The organism is Streptomyces sp. NPDC026377 (assembly GCF_055567715.1).
The window spans coordinates 64,880-83,006 of the sequence record NZ_JBVHPV010000021.1; the positions used below are offsets into that span (position 1 = coordinate 64,880).

General features: G+C 71.0%; 13 protein-coding genes. 7 read left to right on the plus strand and 6 right to left on the minus strand.

The features are described from left to right. Positions 1–533: 533 nt before the first annotated feature. Both ACZ4MU_RS31225 and ACZ4MU_RS31230 read left to right on the plus strand, forming a co-directional pair. A complete protein-coding gene (locus ACZ4MU_RS31225) occupies positions 534–7,007 on the plus strand; it encodes an RHS repeat domain-containing protein (protein WP_467882906.1) in 6,474 nt (2,157 codons plus the stop codon). Next, positions 7,004–7,366, plus strand: coding sequence for a hypothetical protein (locus tag ACZ4MU_RS31230; RefSeq protein ID WP_467882907.1), 363 nt, complete (start codon positions 7,004–7,006; stop codon positions 7,364–7,366). Before ACZ4MU_RS31225 ends, ACZ4MU_RS31230 begins: the two co-directional genes overlap by 4 nt. A gap of 64 nt (positions 7,367–7,430) precedes the next feature. On the opposite strand, the gene ACZ4MU_RS31235 is transcribed toward ACZ4MU_RS31230, so the two are convergent. Continuing rightward, entirely contained in the window at positions 7,431–7,658 is a 228-nt protein-coding gene (locus ACZ4MU_RS31235) for a DUF397 domain-containing protein (RefSeq protein WP_467882908.1), read from the minus strand. Beyond that, positions 7,655–8,488 (minus strand): helix-turn-helix domain-containing protein, encoded by an 834-nt coding sequence (locus ACZ4MU_RS31240; protein ID WP_467882909.1) that lies wholly within the window; start codon positions 8,486–8,488, stop codon positions 7,655–7,657. The genes ACZ4MU_RS31235 and ACZ4MU_RS31240 overlap by 4 nt, the downstream gene beginning before the upstream one ends. Before the next feature lie 123 nt (positions 8,489–8,611). Here ACZ4MU_RS31240 and ACZ4MU_RS31245 point away from each other — a divergent pair, with 123 nt between their 5' ends. Further along, the gene (locus tag ACZ4MU_RS31245; RefSeq protein ID WP_467882910.1) at positions 8,612–9,022 is read left to right on the plus strand and encodes an ATP-binding protein; all 411 of its coding nucleotides are present in this window, start codon (positions 8,612–8,614) and stop codon (positions 9,020–9,022) included. On the opposite strand, the gene ACZ4MU_RS31250 is transcribed toward ACZ4MU_RS31245, so the two are convergent. From ACZ4MU_RS31250 to ACZ4MU_RS31260, 3 genes are all read right to left on the minus strand, one after another. Further along, positions 9,019–10,182, minus strand: coding sequence for a lipase family protein (locus ACZ4MU_RS31250; protein ID WP_467882911.1), 1,164 nt, complete (start codon positions 10,180–10,182; stop codon positions 9,019–9,021). The genes ACZ4MU_RS31245 and ACZ4MU_RS31250 overlap by 4 nt on opposite strands. 85 nt (positions 10,183–10,267) lie before the next feature. Beyond that, positions 10,268–11,281 (minus strand): AraC family transcriptional regulator, encoded by a 1,014-nt coding sequence (locus tag ACZ4MU_RS31255; RefSeq protein WP_467882912.1) that lies wholly within the window; start codon positions 11,279–11,281, stop codon positions 10,268–10,270. A gap of 143 nt (positions 11,282–11,424) precedes the next feature. After that, positions 11,425–11,628 (minus strand): cold-shock protein, encoded by a 204-nt coding sequence (locus ACZ4MU_RS31260; RefSeq protein WP_023587141.1) that lies wholly within the window; start codon positions 11,626–11,628, stop codon positions 11,425–11,427. A 260-nt stretch (positions 11,629–11,888) separates the two neighbouring features. Between ACZ4MU_RS31260 and ACZ4MU_RS31265 the strand changes: the two genes are divergently transcribed. Then, complete coding sequence (locus ACZ4MU_RS31265) at positions 11,889–12,737, plus strand: menaquinone biosynthetic enzyme MqnA/MqnD family protein (RefSeq protein ID WP_467882913.1); 849 nt, start codon at positions 11,889–11,891, stop codon at positions 12,735–12,737. 46 nt (positions 12,738–12,783) lie between these two features. Here the strand turns inward: ACZ4MU_RS31265 and ACZ4MU_RS31270 are convergent, their stop codons facing one another. After that, positions 12,784–13,833, minus strand: coding sequence for an alpha/beta hydrolase (locus ACZ4MU_RS31270; protein WP_467882914.1), 1,050 nt, complete (start codon positions 13,831–13,833; stop codon positions 12,784–12,786). Between the two features lie 261 nt (positions 13,834–14,094). Here ACZ4MU_RS31270 and ACZ4MU_RS31275 point away from each other — a divergent pair, with 261 nt between their 5' ends. From ACZ4MU_RS31275 to ACZ4MU_RS31285, 3 genes are all read left to right on the plus strand, one after another. Beyond that, positions 14,095–15,900, plus strand: a complete 1,806-nt coding sequence (locus ACZ4MU_RS31275) for a serine/threonine-protein kinase (protein ID WP_467882915.1) — start codon at positions 14,095–14,097, stop codon at positions 15,898–15,900. A gap of 188 nt (positions 15,901–16,088) precedes the next feature. Then, entirely contained in the window at positions 16,089–17,288 is a 1,200-nt protein-coding gene (mqnC, locus tag ACZ4MU_RS31280; protein ID WP_467882916.1) for a cyclic dehypoxanthinyl futalosine synthase, read from the plus strand. Between the two features lie 7 nt (positions 17,289–17,295). Then, positions 17,296–17,799: an imidazolonepropionase-like domain-containing protein gene (locus ACZ4MU_RS31285; RefSeq protein ID WP_467882917.1), complete on the plus strand. Its 504-nt coding sequence runs from the start codon at positions 17,296–17,298 to the stop codon at positions 17,797–17,799. Positions 17,800–18,127 lie beyond the last annotated feature (328 nt).

Below are 18,127 nucleotides of genomic sequence, written 5' to 3' on the forward strand. Positions count from 1 at the left end.
TCCGGAAGTACCCGTTCCGGTGATACCGGTTCCGGAATCGACAATTCCAGAAGTGTTGATTCCAGCCGCGGAACCACTGGTTCCATACGCACTTGTCCGGCTCTGCGTACCACTGCCGGTGATCTCACCCGCAAATGCCGCGTGGGCCGTAGCCAGTTGAGCAAGTCCCCCCGCGCCGAGCGCGGCAGCCATCAGCGCGGCCGGCAGCCGTCTGCCGCGGCGCATGTGATGTCCCCTCACCAAACCCCACCCTCGTATCAGTTAATGCTGCTTGCAGAGCGGGAGCGTAACGCCGGAATAACGTCCGAACTGGCCTGTTCGCACCCTTGGCAGCGCCTTTGCGTGCGTATGTTTCGGCGATCGTTCTCCTCTCGTTACCTCCCCCCTCAACTGCGGTGTTCGCACTGCGAATTCTTCTTCCGCCCGTAAATTCCTTGGTGTTAAGTTCCCCCAGGCGCCCCTGACTTGGGGCGCCTTTTGAGCTGAATACGGAGAGTTGGAGACTTCCAGTGAGTCGTTCACGGGCGGGGACTTTGAGATACGACGAGGACTCGGGAGGAGCCAGACGCCGCCGCGCCACGGCGGCGCTCGGCGCACTCACGGCGAGCGCGCTGCTGGTCACGCTGCTGCCGAGCGTCGCGGCGGCGGCCGGCAAGGTCGACTTCTCGCTGCGTTCGGTGCAGAAGACGGCCTCGGTTCCGGGCACTGAGCTGGGCAAGGGCGGTTCCGCCGCCAAGAGCGAGACCGCGAAGCGGCCCTGGCGGGCGCCGAAGGTGACCTGGCCCTCGGCCGGGGACAGCGAGGTCGACCTGAGCGGGGTCGCATCCGATGCGTTGGCAAAGAGCGTGGCGGGCCGGAGCGTGGCCGGATCGCGTCACGCGGCCGCACCGGGCAGCCCGGTCGGGATCGCGCCGCTCGCGCCGAAGACGGCCAAGGGCGCCAAGTCCGCCACGGCCGGGGCGCCCGCCAAGGTGCGGGTGCGGATGGGGGACCGCAAGGCGGCCGACCGCCTGGGCCTGGACGGCGTCGTCCTCGGGGTCGCCCGTGACGACCGGGGGGCCGCGCCGGGCCGCGCGTCCGTCCAGCTCGACTACAACGCGTTCCGTGGGGCGTACGGGGCGGACTGGGCGTCCCGGCTGCGGCTCGTGCGGCTGCCCGCGTGTGCGCTGACGACACCCGAGAAGGCCGAGTGCCGGACGGTCACGCCGCTGGCCACGCGGAACGACTCCGCGTCCGGCCGGCTCACGGCGGAGGTGGACCTGGCGCCGGACGCCGGGACGAGGAGCGCCGCCCCGGCGGGTGCCACGGCCAAGGGCGCCGCCGCGGCTCCGGCCGCGTCCGCCTTCACCGTCCTGGCCGCCACCGCCGCGCCCGACGGGGCCAACGGGGACTTCAAGGCGACCTCGCTCGCGCCGTCCGGGAGCTGGGCCGCCGGGGGCAACGAGGGCGGATTCTCCTGGGAGTACCCGCTCCAGGTGCCGCCCGTGCCGGGAGACCTGAGCCCCAAGCTCGCCCTCGGCTACTCCTCCTCCGGCATCGACGGCCGCACCGCCTCCAGCAACAACCAGCCCTCCGCGCTCGGCGAGGGCTGGCAGATGGAGATGGGCTTCATCGAGCGGCAGTACATGGCCTGCAAGGACGACAACGGCACGGGCACCAACGCCCCGGCCAAGTCCGGCGACCTGTGCTGGCGTTCGGACAACGCCATGATGTCCCTGAACGGCTCCTCCACCGCGCTGGTCAAGACCGGCACCGGCGACGTGTGGCGTCCCGCCGACGACGACGGCAGCCGCATCGAGCGGATCAAGGGCACCGCCACCGACACCAACAACGGTGACGACGACAACGAGTACTGGAAGGTGACCACGCTCGACGGCACCCAGTACTGGTTCGGCAGGAACCGCCTCCCCGGCTGGGCCTCCGGGAAGACCGAGACCGGCTCCGCCTACACCGTCCCGGTCTACGGCAACCACACCGGCGAGCCCGGCCACGCCACCGCCTTCACGGACTCCGTCCGCAACCAGGGCTGGCGCTGGAACCTCGACTACGTGGTCGACCCGCACGGCAACGCCATGGCGCTCTTCTACACCCAGGAGAAGAACGCGTACGCCAAGAATTCCGGCGGATCCACGACCACCAAGCCCAAGGCGGACGCGAGCTACACCCGGGGCGGCTACCTGGACCACATCGAGTACGGCCACCGCGCCGGATCGGTGTACGCGGCCCAGCCCGCCGCCAAGGTGAACTTCGCCGTGTCCGACCGCTGCCTGGGCACCACCACCGACTGCGCCTTCGACAAGGCGCACGCCTCCAACTGGCCGGACACCCCGGTGGACGAGGTCTGCGCGGTCGGCGCGGACTGCCTCAACGGCTCGCCCTCGTTCTGGTCCAAGAAGCGGCTGACCTCGGTCACCACCCAGGTGCTCAAGGGCACCGCCTACGCCGACATCGACACCTGGACCTTCGGGCAGAGCTTCCCCGGCACCGGTGACACCGGCGGCAACGGGCTGTGGCTGGACTCGATCACCCGTACCGGCAAGGCGGGCGGCACCGCTCTGTCGAACCCGGCGGTGACCTTCGGCGGCACCCTGCTGCCCAACCGCGTGGACGCCTCCGAGGGGCGCCCGCCGCTGAACAAGTACCGCATCACCCGCATCAGTTCGGAGTACGGCGGCGACACCCTCGTCGCGTACTCGCCGACCGAGTGCGCCTACGCGAGCCCGCCGGACGAGGCCACCAACACCAAGCGCTGCTACCCGACCTGGTGGACCCCCGAGGGCGGCAGCACGCCGGTCAAGGACTGGTTCCACAAGTACGTGGTGACCAAGGTGACCGAGGACGACAAGGTCGCGGGCACCGACTCGGAGGTGACCGAGTACGAGTACCTGGGCGGCATCGCCTGGGCCAAGGACACCAGCGAGTTCACCCTCGACAAGCACCGCACGTACAGCGACTACCGCGGCTACGGCAAGGTCCGTACCCGGACCGGCACCACCAACAAGACGCTCTCGGAGACGACGTACCTGCGGGGCATCGCCGGTGCCCAGGTGGCCGACTCCTTCGGTGCCCTGTACACCGACGCCGAGCAGTACAGCGGCCAGGAGCTGGAGAGCGTCGGCTACGACAAGGACGGCGGCAAGATCGTCGAGTCCTCGGTGGAGAAGCCCTGGTCGAAGCTGACCGCGACCCAGACCCGCCCGGGCACCACCGATCTGCACGCCTACCAGACGGACACCGAGACCACCACGGCCCGGTCCCTGATGGACGACGGGAGCTGGCAGACGAGCCGCTCCTCCGCCGCCTTCGACGCCTACGGCCAGACCCTCACGGTCTCCGACGAGGGCGACATCGCCGTCTCCGGCGACGAGCAGTGCACCCGCACCACCTACGTCACCCCCGACACCACCAATTATCTGATCTCCTACATCGCCGCCGAGCAGAAGAGCTCGGCCGTCTGCGGCACGGCGGCCTCCCCGAGCACGGTCACCGGCGAGACCCGCACCACCTACGACACCGGCGCGTACGGCGCCGCGCCCGTCGCGGGCAAGGCGATGCCCGCCAAGATCGAGGAGCTGGACCACTACAGTGCCGGTCTGCCGGTGTACGTCACCACCTCCACGGCGCTCTACGACGCGTACGGGCGGATGACGCAGACCACCGACGCGGCCGGGGCCAAGACCCTCACCGCCTACACCCCGGCCACCGGGGCGCAGCCCACCAAGGTGGTGACCACCGACAACAAGGGTTACACCACCAGCGTGGACCTCGACGGGCTGCGCGGCCTCACGCTGAAGGCGACCGACGCCAACGGCCGCGTCACCAGCCAGGAGTACGACGCGCTCGGGCAGCTCACCGCCGCCTGGAAGCCGGGCCGGGTGAAGCCCGCCTCGGCCGATGTCACCTTCTCCTACCAGGTGCGCAACGACGGCCCCTCCGCCGTCACCTCCAACACGCTCCTTGAGAGCGGCAAGTACCGCAAGGCGGTGACGCTCTACGACGGTCTGCTGCGCAAGCGCCAGACCCAGACCGAGGCGTACGGCGGCACGGGCCGGCTGATCACGGACAGTTTCTACGACAGCCAGGGCCGCACCTACAAGGACAACGCCGAGTACTACAACGACCAGCCGGTCGCGGCGGCCGTCTTCGCGGTGCCCGACAGCCAGGTCCCCGCGCAGACCGTGACCGAGTTCGACGGCATGGGCCGCGCCACCGCCTCCATCGCGCTCACCAAGGGCACCGAGCGGTGGCGCACGACCACCACCTACGGTGGCAACTGGACGGCGACCGTCCCGCCGAGCGGCGCCACCGCCACGCTGGTGGTCAACAACGCCCACGACAAGCCGGTCGAGCTGCGCCAGTACAAGGACCGCAACCCGGTCATCGGCGCGAGCGCGGACAAGTACGAGGCGCTGAAGTACACCTACGACACCGCCGACCGGCTGACGAAGCTGGTCGACGCGGCGGGCAACACCTGGTCGGCCACCTTCGACCTGCGCGGCCGCCAGATCTCTTCGTCCGACCCGGACAAGGGCGCCGTCTCCACGACGTTCACGCCCGACGGCAAGACGGAGACGACGAAGGACGCCCGGGGCACCACGCTCGCCTACACCTACGACGAGCTCGGCCGCCCCACCAGCCTGCGCAAGGACAGCGTCACCGGCCCCAAGCTCGCCGAGTGGACGTACGACACGCTGGCCGGCGGCAAGAAGATGCTCAGCTCCTCCACCCGCTGGGACAACGGCAACGCCTACACCACGGCCGTCAAGGGCTATGACGCCTCCGGCCGGGCCACCGGTTCGGTGATCACGGTCCCGGCGGCCGAGGGCAAGCTCCAGGGCACCTACGAGTTCGGCTCGACCTACACGCCGACCACGGGCCTGGCCAACACCACCGCCTTCCCGGCCGGCGGCGGCCTCCCGGCGGAGACCGTCCGCCAGGGGTACACGGACTACGGCCTGCCGACCACGGTCGGCAACGGCACGGACGTGTACTCGCTGGGCACCCAGTACTCGCCGTCCGGCGAGATCCTCCAGACCGTGCTGGGCGCGGTCGGCGGACGCACGGTCCAGACGTACACCTACGAGGAGGACACCCACCGGCTCTCCAGCGTGGTCAACGACCGCGAGTCGCAGGCCCCGCAGACCATCGACAGCAAGGTCTACAGCTACGACGCGGCCGGCAACATCACCCGCATCCGCAACGACCGCGACGACAAGTCCGTCACCGACACGCAGTGCTTCACGTACGACTTCGCGGCGCGGCTCTCGCACGCGTGGACGGGCACGGACGACTGCGCGCTGAAGCCGTCGACGGACGTGCGCCCCAAGGTGGGCGGCGTCGACCCGTACTGGTACTCCTACACCTACGACACGGTCGGCAACCGGGCCGCCGAGGTCCAGCACGACGTCACCGGCGACACCGCCAAGGACGTCCGGCGCGGCTACTCCTACCCGCAGCCGGGCGAGACCCGTCCGCACGGCATGGACAAGGTCGACGTCACCGGTCCCGGGGCGCGCACCGACGCGTTCGAGTACGACGCCTCCGGCAACACCACCCGCCGGGTCACCTCGGCCGGCGACCAGCAGCTGACCTGGGACGCCGAGGGCAACCTCGCCTCCTCCACGATCGACGGCCAGACCTCCACGTTCCTCTACGACGCGGACGGCTCCCGCCTGCTGCGCCGGGAACCGGGGGCGGTGACCCTGTACCTGGGCGCCGAGGAGCTGACGCTGAACAAGGCAAGCGACACGGTCAGCGGCGTGCGCTACTACTCGGCCGGCAACACGACCGTGGCACGCGGTTCGGACGGCTCCATCACCTATCTCCTCGGCGACGCCCAGGGCACCGACGAGGTGGCGGTCGACTCGGTGACCCTGTCGGTCACCCGGCGCGCCTCCGGCCCGTTCGGCACCCCGCGCGGCACCCAGCCGAAGACGGGCTGGCCGGGCGACCACGGCTTCGTGGGCGGCGTCAACGACAAGTCCACGGGCCTCACCCACATGGGTGCCCGCGAGTACGACGCGGCCAACGGCCGGTTCGCCTCGGTGGACCCGGTCATGGACCTCTCGGACCCGCAGCAGATCAACGGGTACGCCTACGCCAACAACTCGCCGGTCACCGACAGCGACCCGAGCGGCCAGTTCCACATCGGCCACATCTTCAAGAAGATCAAGCACGCGGTGAAGCGGGTGATCCACCGGATCAAGAAGATCATCCGCAGGGTCGTGCACAAGGTCGCCCACCACGCCAGGATGGCGTCCTACGCGCGCGCCCTGCGGGCCATGTGGTCGCACGGCGAGAAGGGCACCCAGTTCGGCCACTTCAACGTGGGCAAGGGGCCCGACCGGGGCATCATCATGATGCGGTTCTTCATCCACACCAAGGACGCGATGAAGATCCCGGGGCTTGGCTACCAGCTGCTCGGCGACGACCGCGAGTACTCGACCGACCCGGACGCGGCCTACCGCATGGTCCTGTTCTGGGACACGGCCACGGGTGACGTGACCTTCAAGGTCTCGCCGTCCCACACCAAGCCGTCGACCAAGCACGTCTCGTCGTACCTGCTCGGCCAGGCGGGCCAGAGCGGCCCCGGCTACGACATCGAGTCCCCGTCGAGGATGATCCCGGCCTTCCCGCTGTCGCTCAACGAGTACCCCTCGGAGAGTGTCACCGGCCGGAACATCGTGAACTACAACTTCCTCGGCAAGTACCACTCGAACTCCTCCAAGCTCGACCTCGGCATAGCGGGGGTGAACAGTCTGATGTCGCTGTTCTCCGTCGACACGCATGTGACGATCGCCGCCAACAAGGGGTCGGTGACCGTGACCAGGAAGGGAGACCATTACCCGGACATGGAGGTCGTCCAGTACCGTCGGGCGCAGAAGCCGCTGGTCGTGGCCCACGACCGGATGGACAACGTGTCCGGTCTGGACTCGATGCCCTGGTACGGCAACAAGGACATGCGGTACTGGAACTCCGCCCAATGCCTGAAGGATCCGCCGAAGTGACCCACGCACCCTGGTTCCCGCGCTGCGCGGCGAGGTACGTACCGGTCTGCGCGATCGGCTGGTTCCTCGCCATGGCACTGACCCCGCGCGGCGCGCTCTCCTTCGGGGAGCAGCTGGCCGACGGCATCGGTCTGATGCTGTTCGTAGCGGCGGTCTCGCTGTTCCTGCTCCTCCTCCTGGGCCTGCTCAAGAGGTACGGAACGCCGGGCGGCTTCCGCGCGGCGGCCGTGTTCCTGCTGCTCATGCCGGTGCTGCCACTGGCGCTGGGCGGCGGGGGAGCGCTGTTCGGGATCATGCTCCTCACCCAGGTGGTCTTCGCGACGGCACTGATGCCGAAGCCGGAGCTGCTGGCGGTGTGAGGCAGTACGTGTGAAGAGGGGCCCGGCACCGGTCACGGTGCCGGGCCCCTCGCCGTCCCGGTGGTTACCGCGTGGCGTACGAGACGAACGCGGCCCAGGCGGCGGGTACGACGGTGATCTCGGGGCCCTGGGTGACCTTGGAGTCCCGGATGTGGATGGCGGAGGGGTGGGTTGCGACCTCGACGCAGGTCCCGCCTTCGGCTCCGCTGTAGCTCGACTTGCGCCAGTCGTACGCGACTTCGAGGCAGGCGCCGCCTTCGCCGTCGCTGTAGCTGCTTTTGAACCAGTTCATGAGTCTCCCAGCATCTTCTCGATCAGGGACAGAGACTCCCGTGGGGTGAGAGCCTGCGCCCGGATGATGCCATAGCGATCAGCGAAGACGCGGACTTCGTTGTGATCGGTGATCAGACGGGGGTGCCCGTAGATCTCCGTGTACGCAACTTGTTGCTTCCCCTTGGGCGTCAGCAGGATGAACGGTCCCCCGAGCCCGGCGTGGTCCTCGCGATCGGTTGGCATTACCTGAAGCTCAACTGTTCGAAGGCTACCCAGACGTAGCAGCCGCTGAAGCTGATTCATTTGGACAGTCCGCCCACCAACTGGCCTACGCAGAATGGACTCTTCGAGTACAAAGCTGAAGGTCGGCGCGGGCCACCGGTCGAAGATCTGCTGTCGGGCCAGCCGGTCCGCTACTCGCTTCTCGACGGTGCCCTCGTCCAAGAGAGGGCGACGCTGAGTGAACACGGCTCGGGCGTAGTCCTCGGTCTGAAGCAATCCAGGCAGCGCGTGCGTGCTGTAGTCGTGCAGCGCGACCGCCTCCGCCTCCTCCTTGGCGTAATCCCGGAACCAGCCCGGATGCCGCACCCTCGCCCGTGTCTGCGCGCTCTCGATCGCCTTCCGCGCAGCCCTCAGCACACCCCCCGCGTTCAGGACGTCGTCCGCCTTGTCCAGGAAGTCCGGCTGCGTGATCCGTACGCCCCGCTCCATCGCGGAGATCTGGCTCTCGGTGTAGCCGACGATCCGGCCGAACTCCTTCTGGGTCAGGCCCGCCCGGACGCGCAGCACCTTCAACTGCTCACCCACGGCGATGAACAGCTCCGAGGTGAGGCCGTCGTCATCCTCCATGTACGCCTCCAGAGGGTCACGGGCGACGACTCGTACAGGGATTTCGCCGTACCCGTACAGAAAGGCCGGTGTCGGGGCGACACCCCTTGTTCAGCGTACGCACATCTCGTCACGCTCGGTGACATGAATCCCCAAATCACCACCCCCACGGTCGAGTTCACTCGGCGGTTCGGCAGTACGCGGCGGGGCGCCAGCAGTGCGCGGAAGCTGGCGCTCGGGCAGCTGGACGCGTGGGGCATCCGGCACGGGAGCGAGGGCTCCGACCGGGCCGCCCTGATCGTCGCGGAGCTGGCCGCCAACGCGGTGCTGCACGGGCACGTACCGGGGCACGAGTGCGAACTCCGGCTCGCACTCGGCACGGTACTCCGCATCGAGGTGACCGACACCAGGGCCGTGCGCAGGCCATTGCGCCCGGAACCGGCCGGTGAGGCCGAGTCCGGGCGCGGGCTGCTGCTGGTCGAGGCGCTGGCGAAGGCGTGGGGCGTTCAGGAGCGTTCGCGGGGCAAGACGGTGTGGGCGGAGGTGGGGCTCTAGCAGTTGCCCACGGGCGCGCGCCCGGCGAAGCGGTCGGCGAGCCAGTCGGCGGCCGGGAGCGCGCCGACGGTCACCCCGCCGATGTGGCCGAGGAGCGGCAGCGTGTGCCAGGAGACGTTCGCGCCCCGCTCGCACCAGTCGGCCCGCAGCTCCTGCCCCACCTCGTACGGGATGAGCTCGTCCACCGAGCCGTGGTACAGGTACACCGGGGCGTCGGGCGCGTGCGTGCCGAGGCGCGACTCGCCCAGGCGGGCCTGCCAGTCCGGCTGTTCGAGGGGGTTCCTGACCGTCAGGTCGGTGATCTTCTTGAAGGAGCCGACGACGGTGTCGACGGCGACGCAGTTCGTCCGGAAGTGGTCCACGACCGCCTTGCCGGCGGTGTTCAGGTACGTGTCGAGCTTCAGCTCGGGGAAGGCCGCGTCCTGGCCCGCCGCCGCCATGAAGATCAGGCCCGAGCCGAGGCCGCCGTCGTTGGAGCGGGCGACCTTCATGAGGTCGGCCGGGACTCCGCCGGTGGCGGTGCCCCTGACCTGGAGCTCGGGCGCGTAGGAGTCGTGCAGCTCGGCCGCCCAGCCACTGGCCTGGCCGCCCTGGGAGTAGCCCATGATCCCGACGGGGGAGTCGGCGGAGACACCGGGGATGCCCAGGCGCTGGGCGGCGCGGGCCGCGTCGAGCATGGCCGTGCCCTCGGCCCGGCCGACCGTGTACGTGTGGTCCCCCGGTGTCCCCAGGCCCTCGTAGTCGGTCACGGCGACCGCCCAGCCGCGCTGCACGATCTGGTTGATCAGCGTGGCCTCCACGGCGGTCCCGTGCGGGAAGTTCGCGCTCGGGGCGCAGGAGTCGCCCATGCCGACCGTGCCCACGGCGTAGGTGACGAGCGGGCGCGGGCCGGTGCGGCCGTCGTTGGGCACGATCACGGTGCCGGAGACGGTGTTGGGGCCGCCCCTGGCCGTGGTGGAGCGGTAGGTGATGTGCCATGCCCGGGTGTTGGTCCACTGGCCGGGCAGCGGGTGGAAGGCGGTGGGGGCCGAGCTGAGGACATCGCCCGGACGGGTGGCCCGAGCGGCGGGGCCGTCGGCCGCCGCGAACGCGGTGGGGGCGGCTGCGGAGAGGAGGAGGCCGGCGGCGAGCGCACCGGCGACTCTCGTGCGGAGGGACATTGCGGCTCTCCCTACGGTCGTGGGGGGCGGTGCAGTTGAGGAGACGGTAGTAACTGACCGGTAGGTACGGGGCTGACCGTACCGCTCAGCTTCCCTGGCCCCGCCGATACGCGCCCGGCGTCGTCCCCGTCCAGCGGCGGAACGCCCGGTGGAAGGAGGTGTCCTCGGCGAACCCGAGCCGGGCCGCGAGCTCGGCGATGGGCTCGCGCCCCCCGGCGAGCCCCGCGATGGCCGCGTCCCGCCGCACCGCGTCCCTGAGCCGCTGGAACGAGGTGCCCTCCTGCTGGAGGCGGCGCCGCAGGGTGGCGGGGGAGAGGGCGAGCCGGGCCGCCGTCTCGGCGGGCGACGGCAGCCGGGGCGAGGCGCTGAGCGCGCGGGCGAGGTCGCGGTGGACCTGTTCGGCCACGGTCGTGCCGTACGCGCGGCGGCTCAGCAGCTCGAAGGGGGAGCGGCGCAGCATCTGCTCAAGGGCCGCCTCGTCCCGGACGAGCGGCGCGGTCAGCCAGCGCGCGTCGAACACCGCCTCGGTCCGAGCCCGGCCGAAGCGGACGGGGCAGCCGAAGAGCGACGGGTACTCGTCCCGGTGCGGGGGCGGCGGATAGCCGAACGCGGCCCGCAGGAGGGGGATGCGGCGGCCGATCAGCCAGCTGCACAGCCGGTGCGTGATGATCAGCAGGCACTCGGTGAGGAAGCGGTCCTCGTCCCGCCCGCCGAGGCCGTCCGGGACGGCGAGGACGGCCTCCCCGGCGTCGGTGGTGAGGGCGAGCCGGGGCCCGCCCGGGAACAGCCCGTAGAACGTGATCCCGCGCCGCATCGCCCCGCCCAGATCGCGGCAGGCCAGCGCCGCGCAGCACATCATGGCGAACGTGCCGGGGCGGCTCGGGTCCGTGCCGAGCCCCAGGAACTCGTCCTCGGTCGCCCGGTACAGCGCCCGGAACAGCAGCGCGAACCGGTCGGGCGTGACCCGCGCCCGGTCGTCGCCGAGCAGCAGCGGCGGGATGCCGGCGGCCCGGAGCAGCGGCACGGTGTCGATGCCCCGCCGCTCGGCGCCGCGCAGCACGGCGCGCACATGGTGCACGGTGACCGTCCCCTTGCCCATGGTCGAAGACGGTAGCGGGCCCGGACGGCGCGGAGCGGGGAAAGGCGGGAGCGGAGAAAGGCAGGAGCCCTTCCCCGTACGTCGCCGTACGGGGAAGGGCTCCTTGGGTACTGCTGCTAGTCAGCGATCGCCGACCCGGGCAACTAGGCCGGGGTGACGTTCTCCGCCTGCGGGCCCTTCGGGCCCTGCGTGACGTCGAAGTTCACGGCCTGGTTCTCCTCGAGGGAGCGGAAGCCAGACGCGTTGATCGCGGAGTAGTGGACGAAGACATCCGGGCCGCCGCCGTCCTGGGCGATGAAGCCGAAGCCCTTTTCAGCGTTGAACCACTTGACGGTTCCGGTAGCCATAAGCCCTCCTTGGGCCAAAGGGTTGCCCTGCTCCAGAACCTGCAAAGAAGTCTGAAAACTACAAAAGCCTGCGGGTTACATGCTCCGCAGGCTCTGTACTGCAAGGGAAACCAAACTGCAACTTGCGCTGAGCGTAGCACGCAGGATCGGGGCTGCGGTAGAGGGAAAGATCACGTCGCCCGGACGTTTGACGCGCCTTTGACGCAGTGAGGTATCGACCCGCCGTAGCTGGACAAACCGGACAGGTCTAGTCTCGCGATGTGGACCAAACAACCACCCGGCCACGGGTCGGGCACATCCAGTTCCTCAACTGTCTGCCGCTCTACTGGGGCCTCGCCCGCACGGGCACCCTGCTCGATCTGGAGCTGACCAAGGACAGCCCCGAGAAGCTGAGCGAGCAGCTCGTCCGGGGAGACCTCGACATAGCGCCGGTGACCCTCGTGGAGTTCCTGCGCAACGCGGACGACCTGGTGGCCTTCCCCGACCTCGCGGTCGGCTGCGACGGGCCCGTCATGTCCTGCGTGATCGTCTCGCAGCGCCCGCTGGAGGAGCTCGACGGCGCCCGGGTGGCGCTCGGTTCCACCTCGCGCACCTCCGTACGCCTGGCCCAGCTGCTGCTGGCCGAGCGCTACGGCGTCAGGCCCGACTACTACTCGTGCCCGCCCGACCTCGGCCTGATGATGCAGGAGGCGGAGGCGGCGGTCCTGATCGGGGACGCGGCCCTGCGCGCCTCCCTCCACGACGCCCCGCGCCTGGGGCTCCAGGTCCACGACCTGGGGGCCATGTGGAAGGAGTGGACGGGCCTGCCGTTCGTCTTCGCCGTATGGGCGACCCGCAAGGACTACCTGGCCCGCGAGCCCGGGGTCGTGCGCGAGGTCCACCAGGCGTTCCTGGCCTCCCGCGACCTCTCCCTGGAAGAGGTCACCAAGGTCGCCGAGCAGGCCGCCCGCTGGGAGGTCTTCGACGCGGAGCTCCTGGAGCGCTACTTCACGACGCTGGACTTCCGCTTCGGCGCCGACCAGCTCGCGGGCGTACGGGAATTCGCCCGCCGGACCGGCCCGACCACCGGGTTCCCGGCGGACGTGACGGTGGAGCTGCTCGGCGCGTAAGGGGGCTCGTCCGGGCTTGCCTGCCGGGGCTGCCCGAGCCTGCCGGTCAGGGCGACGGGATCGGTGCCTGGAGCTTGCTGCTGATCCACTGCATGGTCCCGTCGCCCATCCCCTTGATGTAGGTGTGGGCGTTGTGCTTGCCGCCCTGGATCACCTGGAGACGGGTCCTGACCGGGCCCTTGCCGTACTTGGCGATGAAGCTGTTCAGGTTCGCCATGCCGCCCTCCTTGGTGCCGATCTGGAAGGCGAGGTCGACCTCGGGGCCGCCCGCGTCGATCAGGGCCTGGGCGAGCTTCTCCGGGTTGTTCGCCTGCTTCTCGGCCTCGTGGCCCGCCCACAGCGGGGAGTCCGGCACGGTGTCCGGGCCGGAGGCGATCACGGCCTTGAATTGGTCGGGCCGCTTGAGCACCGACTTCAGGCCGACGAAGCCGCCGGAGGAGGAGCCCATGAACGCCCAGCCGTCGCGGGACTTGAAGGTGCGGAAGTTCGCCTTCACGAAGTCCGGCACGTCCTCGGTCATCCAGGTCCCCATCCTGGGCTGCCCCGGTATGTCGCTGCCGTCGTAGTAGTACTTCGCGTCCGGGTTGAGGACCGGCATCACCACCACGAAGGGGACGCTCCTGCCCTCCTTGGACCACCCCGTGATGCTGCTCTGGAGCTTGAGGTCGGTGCCCATCCAGTAGTTCTTCGGGTAGCCGTTGCCGCCCGGCAGGGCTATGAGCACCGGGAAGCCGCTCTGCGCGTACTTGGGGTCGAAGTACTGCTTCGGCGCCCAGACCCACACCTTGCCCGTGAACCCCGACTTCTTGCCGTGCAGCGTGGTCACCCCGATCCGGGTGCCGTCCTCAAGCGTGTTCTCCGTGGTGAAGCGCGCCTTCGGGCCGGTGGGCAGCAGGGTCTTCGCCACCGCCTCGGAGACCGCGCCCCCGCCCGCCCTGTTCTGCCCGCTGCTCCCGCCCGCCCTGGGGGTCGGCGCCTTCGTGGAGGCCGCCGGGCCGTCGAAGCTCACCGGCTCGCCCTCGTCGGAACAGCCGGAGACCAGCGCGGCCGAGCCGAGGACGGCGGCGGCTATGAGTGCGGTGGTACGGCGGTTCATACGGTGCTCCGAGACGGTGACGGTGACTGTGGTGGCGGTGGCGGTGGCGGTGGCGGTGATGACGGTGTGGTGCGCCGGGCGGCGGCCGACGAGGTGTCCGTGGCGGATTCCGCAACGGATTCCGCAGGGAGAGACGGCCGGGCGTTCGTATCGGTTCGTCGCCGTACGGTCCCGATCGGGCCCGGACCGGTGATCCGGCCCACGCCACGCTCTACCCTGCTGTGCGACCGTACGTGACGGCATGGGGGAAGGCAGATCGCGATGCAGCCGCTCGAAGCCGGCGAACCGCGCACCATCGGCGCCTACCGGCTGCTCGGCAGACTCGGCGCGGGCGGCATGGGCCGGGTCTATCTGGGCCGCAGCGCGGGCGGGCGCACGGTCGCCGTGAAGGTGGTCCACCCGCACTTCGCCCTCGACGAACAGTTCCGCGCCCGGTTCCGCCACGAGGTGGAGGCGGCCCGCCGGGTGGGCGGCGCCTGGACCGCCCCGGTCCTGGACGCCGATCCCGAGGCGCCGGTGCCCTGGGTCGCCACCGGCTATGTGGCGGGCCCCTCGCTGGCCCAGGCGGTCGCCGCGCACGGCCCGCTGCCCGAGCGCGCGGTACGGGCGCTCGGCGCCGGGCTCGCGGAGGCGCTGACGGCGGTGCACGCGCTCGGGCTCGTCCACCGCGATGTGAAGCCCTCCAACGTGCTGCTCACCCTCGACGGCCCCCGCCTGATCGACTTCGGCATCGCCCGCGCCCTGGACGGCACGGCCTCGCTCACCGCCTCGGGCGTCTCGATCGGCTCGCCGGGCTATATGTCGCCCGAGCAGATCCTCGGCAAGGGCGTCACCGGCGCCGCCGACGTCTTCTCCCTCGGCGCGGTCCTGGCGTACGCGGCGACGGGCGAGCCCCCGTTCCCGGGCGACTCCTCCGCCGCGCTGCTCTACAAGGTGGTCCACGAGGAGCCCGAGCTGGGCGGAGCGCTCGACGGGGAGGTGCGGGCGGCGGTGGAGACGTGCCTGGCCAAGACGGCCGGGACCCGCCCCGCCCCCGCCGAACTCGCCCGCAGACTGGCCCCGCGCGGCGCGTCCGCCCTGGTCGCGGAGGGCTGGCTGCCCGGGGCGCTGGTGGCGGAGGTCAGCCGGTCGGCGGTTCGGCTGCTGGACCTGGAGCCGGAGGCGGCGGCGGACGAGCGGGCGTCGGGACCGGTGGCGTTCACCAGCCCGGCGGTGGGGGTCTTCGGCCCGCCGGACGCGTCCTATGGCGCGGAGGGGGCGTACGGGGGCGCCGGGCCCGAGGGGGCGTACGGGTCCGGCGCGTACGGGTCCGAGGCGCTCGGGGCGTACGCGCACAGCCGCACCGGGTCCGGCGCGGGCGGTACGGGTGGCGCGGGCGGTGGTGGGCCCGTTGCCGACGCCGTTCCGGGGCCGCGCGCTCCGGACCCGCCCGCCGACCCGCCCTCGCGCTTCTCGTTCTCCGTCGGCACCGCCGTCGAGCCGGGGGAGGGGGGCCGGGGGCGGCGGATGAGCTGCACGCTCGCGCTGGCCGTCGCGGGGGCGCTGGCCGCCGCGACCCTCGGCGCCGCGTTCCTCTTCGACCTGATGCCGGGCGACCGCGACCGGGCGCACGACTCGGCGTCGAGCGGCCCCAGCAGCTCGGCCCCGCCGCCGGGCTCGACCCCCGGCGGGACGGGCGGCCCGGCGGTGGCGCAGGTGCCGCGGACCTTCCTGGGGACCTGGAAGGGCCCGATGACGGAGTCCACGACCGGGCAGCCGCACGGCGATCTGACGGCGGTGTTCACGGCGGGCGGCACCGGCAAGGACGTCCTGCGGACCTCGTCCAGGATCAGCGTGCTGGGCACGAGCGTGGAGTGCTTCGGGGTCGGCAGGCTCGTCTCCGGCACGGACCGGAGCGTGACGATCGAGGAGCGCACCGACCCGGCGCGCCGGGGCACGGCGGGCCTGTGCACCGGCGGCAGGGCGATCCTGGTCTTCACCCGCAACGCGGACGGCACGCTGAAGTACGAGTCCCAGGAGGCGAGCGCGGGCAAGCCGTACGCGACGCTGGACAAGCAGAAGGACTGAGCGGCGGACCCGTACAAGAAGGCCGGGAACCCGTACAAGAAGACCTGGACGGCCCGGCACCCGTATCAAGGCGCTTCGGCGCCCCGGCATCCGGGCGGAGGCGGGCCGGCACCCGGGCCGAAGTGGGCCCGGCCCGCTGGCGTAGGCTGGCTCGGTCCGTCCGCAACCCTGCCGAAAGGGACACTCCGGTGACTGAGAAGGCCGACCTCCAGTCCGTCCTCGACCGTGCCGCCGCGGGTGGACGCATCACCCCCGAAGAGGCGCTCGACCTCTACCGCTCGGCGCCGCTGCACGCGCTGGGCGCCGCCGCCGACGCGGCGCGCCGCCGCCGGTACGCCGGGACCGAGCACATCGCCACGTACATCATCGAGCGCAACATCAACTACACGAACGTGTGTGTCACGGCGTGCAAGTTCTGCGCCTTCTACGCGGCCCCCAAGGACACCAAGAAGGGCTGGACCCGCGACCTCGACGACATCCTGCGCCGCTGCGCGGAGACCGTCGAGCTGGGCGGCACCCAGATCATGTTCCAGGGCGGCCACCACCCGGACTACGGCGTCGAGTACTACGAGAAGCACTTCAGCGCCATCAAGCAGGCCTTCCCGCAGCTGGTCATCCACTCCCTCGGGGCCTCCGAGGTCGACCACATGGCCCGGATCTCCGGCGTCTCGGTGGAGGAGGCGATCCAGCGCATCCACGCCGCCGGTCTCGACTCCTTCGCGGGCGCGGGCGCGGAGCTGCTGCCGGAGCGGCCGCGCAAGGCGATCGCCCCGCTCAAGGAGAGCGGCGAGCGCTGGCTGGAGATCATGGAGACGGCGCACCGGCTGGGCGTGGAGTCCACCTCCACGATGCTGATGGGCACCGGCGAGACCAACGCCGAGCGCATCGAGCACATCCGGATGATCCGCGACGTACAGGACCACACGGGCGGCTTCCGCGCGTTCATCCCGTACACCTACCAGCCCGAGAACAACCATCTGAAGGGCCGGACGCAGGCGAGCGTCTTCGAGTACCTGCGGATGCTGGCGGTCGCGCGGCTCTTCCTCGACAACATCGCGCACATCCAGGGCTCCTGGCTCACCGTCGGCAAGGAGGCGGGCCAGCTGTCGCTGCACTACGGCGCGGACGACCTCGGCTCGGTGATGCTGGAGGAGAACGTCGTGTCCTCGGCCGGCGCCAGGCACCGCTCCAACCGCATGGAGCTCATCGACCTGATCCGCAAGGCGGGTCGCGTCCCGGCGCAGCGCGCCACGACGTACGAGCACCTGCTCGTCCACGACGACCCGGCGAACGACCCGGTCGACGAGCGGGTCATGTCGCACATCTCGTCGACGGCGATCGAGGGCGGGACGGCGCACCCCGAGCTGAAGCTGCTGGCGTCCAACTGACGCCCTCGTGCTGACCATCCACGCCCCTTCGGAGGGTGACGCGGTCCTGGTCGAGGGTGACCGGCTGGCCGCGATCGGGCCGTACGAGGAGCTGGCCGCGGCGTATCCGGCCGCGCGGGTGCGGCGGTGGCCGGGGACGGTGTCGCCCGGGCTCGTCGACACCTCCGGTCCGGAGCTGCTGGAGCGCGCGTACCACCCGGACCCCCGAGAGGCGGACGCCCTCGGCACGGAGCCGATCCTCTCGCCGTCCTTCCCCATCGACGACGTCCGCCGGGGCGGGAGCGCGCGGCGGGGCGTGCAGCGGCTGTTGGCGCGGGGGGTGGTGGCGGTGTCGGGGGAGCTGCGGTCGCGGGTCGTGGCGGAGGCGGCCCGGCGCTCGGGCCTAGCCGTGGTGCCCACGCCCGTCCTGCCCCCGCTGGCGGTGGGCGGCCCGGCCCGTTTCGCGGTCTTCGACGGGGGGGTGTGCGTGGCGACGGTGGTGGCGGGCCGCCTGGTGTACCGCGCGAAATAGCCCCCACCCCGCCCCTTCCCGAAACTCTCCGAGGGCTGTCGTCCGTTCGTCTGCGGATCGTGCTGGGTTGCCCGCGCAGTTCCCCGCGCCCCTGGGCACCTGGGGGCGCGGCGGGAAGGACGCGAGCGGCAATGTGATCCGCCGGAGGCGGCCCAAAGGGGCGCGGGGAACTGCGCGACCGGCCCCCCACCGGCCTGCGGGCGAGGAACGACCCACGGGCGCGAGCGGGAGTGTGATCCGCCGGAGGCGGCCCAAAGGGGCGCGGGGAACTGCGCGACCGGCCCCCCACCGGCCTGCGGGCGAGGAACGACCCACGGGCGCGAGCGGC

What these genes read in the sequence shown, in the direction of transcription:
- ACZ4MU_RS31235 (WP_467882908.1), bottom strand. Translation starts at nt 7,658, where the DNA reads ATGAACTGGTTCAAAAGCAGCTACAGCGACGGCGAAGGCGGCGCCTGC.
- ACZ4MU_RS31260 (WP_023587141.1), bottom strand. Translation starts at nt 11,628, where the DNA reads ATGGCTACCGGAACCGTCAAGTGGTTCAACGCTGAAAAGGGCTTCGGC.
- ACZ4MU_RS31245 (WP_467882910.1), top strand. Translation starts at nt 8,612, where the DNA reads ATGAATCCCCAAATCACCACCCCCACGGTCGAGTTCACTCGGCGGTTC.
- ACZ4MU_RS31240 (WP_467882909.1), bottom strand. Translation starts at nt 8,488, where the DNA reads ATGGAGGATGACGACGGCCTCACCTCGGAGCTGTTCATCGCCGTGGGT.
- ACZ4MU_RS31275 (WP_467882915.1), top strand. Translation starts at nt 14,095, where the DNA reads ATGCAGCCGCTCGAAGCCGGCGAACCGCGCACCATCGGCGCCTACCGG.
- ACZ4MU_RS31250 (WP_467882911.1), bottom strand. Translation starts at nt 10,182, where the DNA reads ATGTCCCTCCGCACGAGAGTCGCCGGTGCGCTCGCCGCCGGCCTCCTC.
- ACZ4MU_RS31270 (WP_467882914.1), bottom strand. Translation starts at nt 13,833, where the DNA reads ATGAACCGCCGTACCACCGCACTCATAGCCGCCGCCGTCCTCGGCTCG.
- ACZ4MU_RS31255 (WP_467882912.1), bottom strand. Translation starts at nt 11,281, where the DNA reads ATGGGCAAGGGGACGGTCACCGTGCACCATGTGCGCGCCGTGCTGCGC.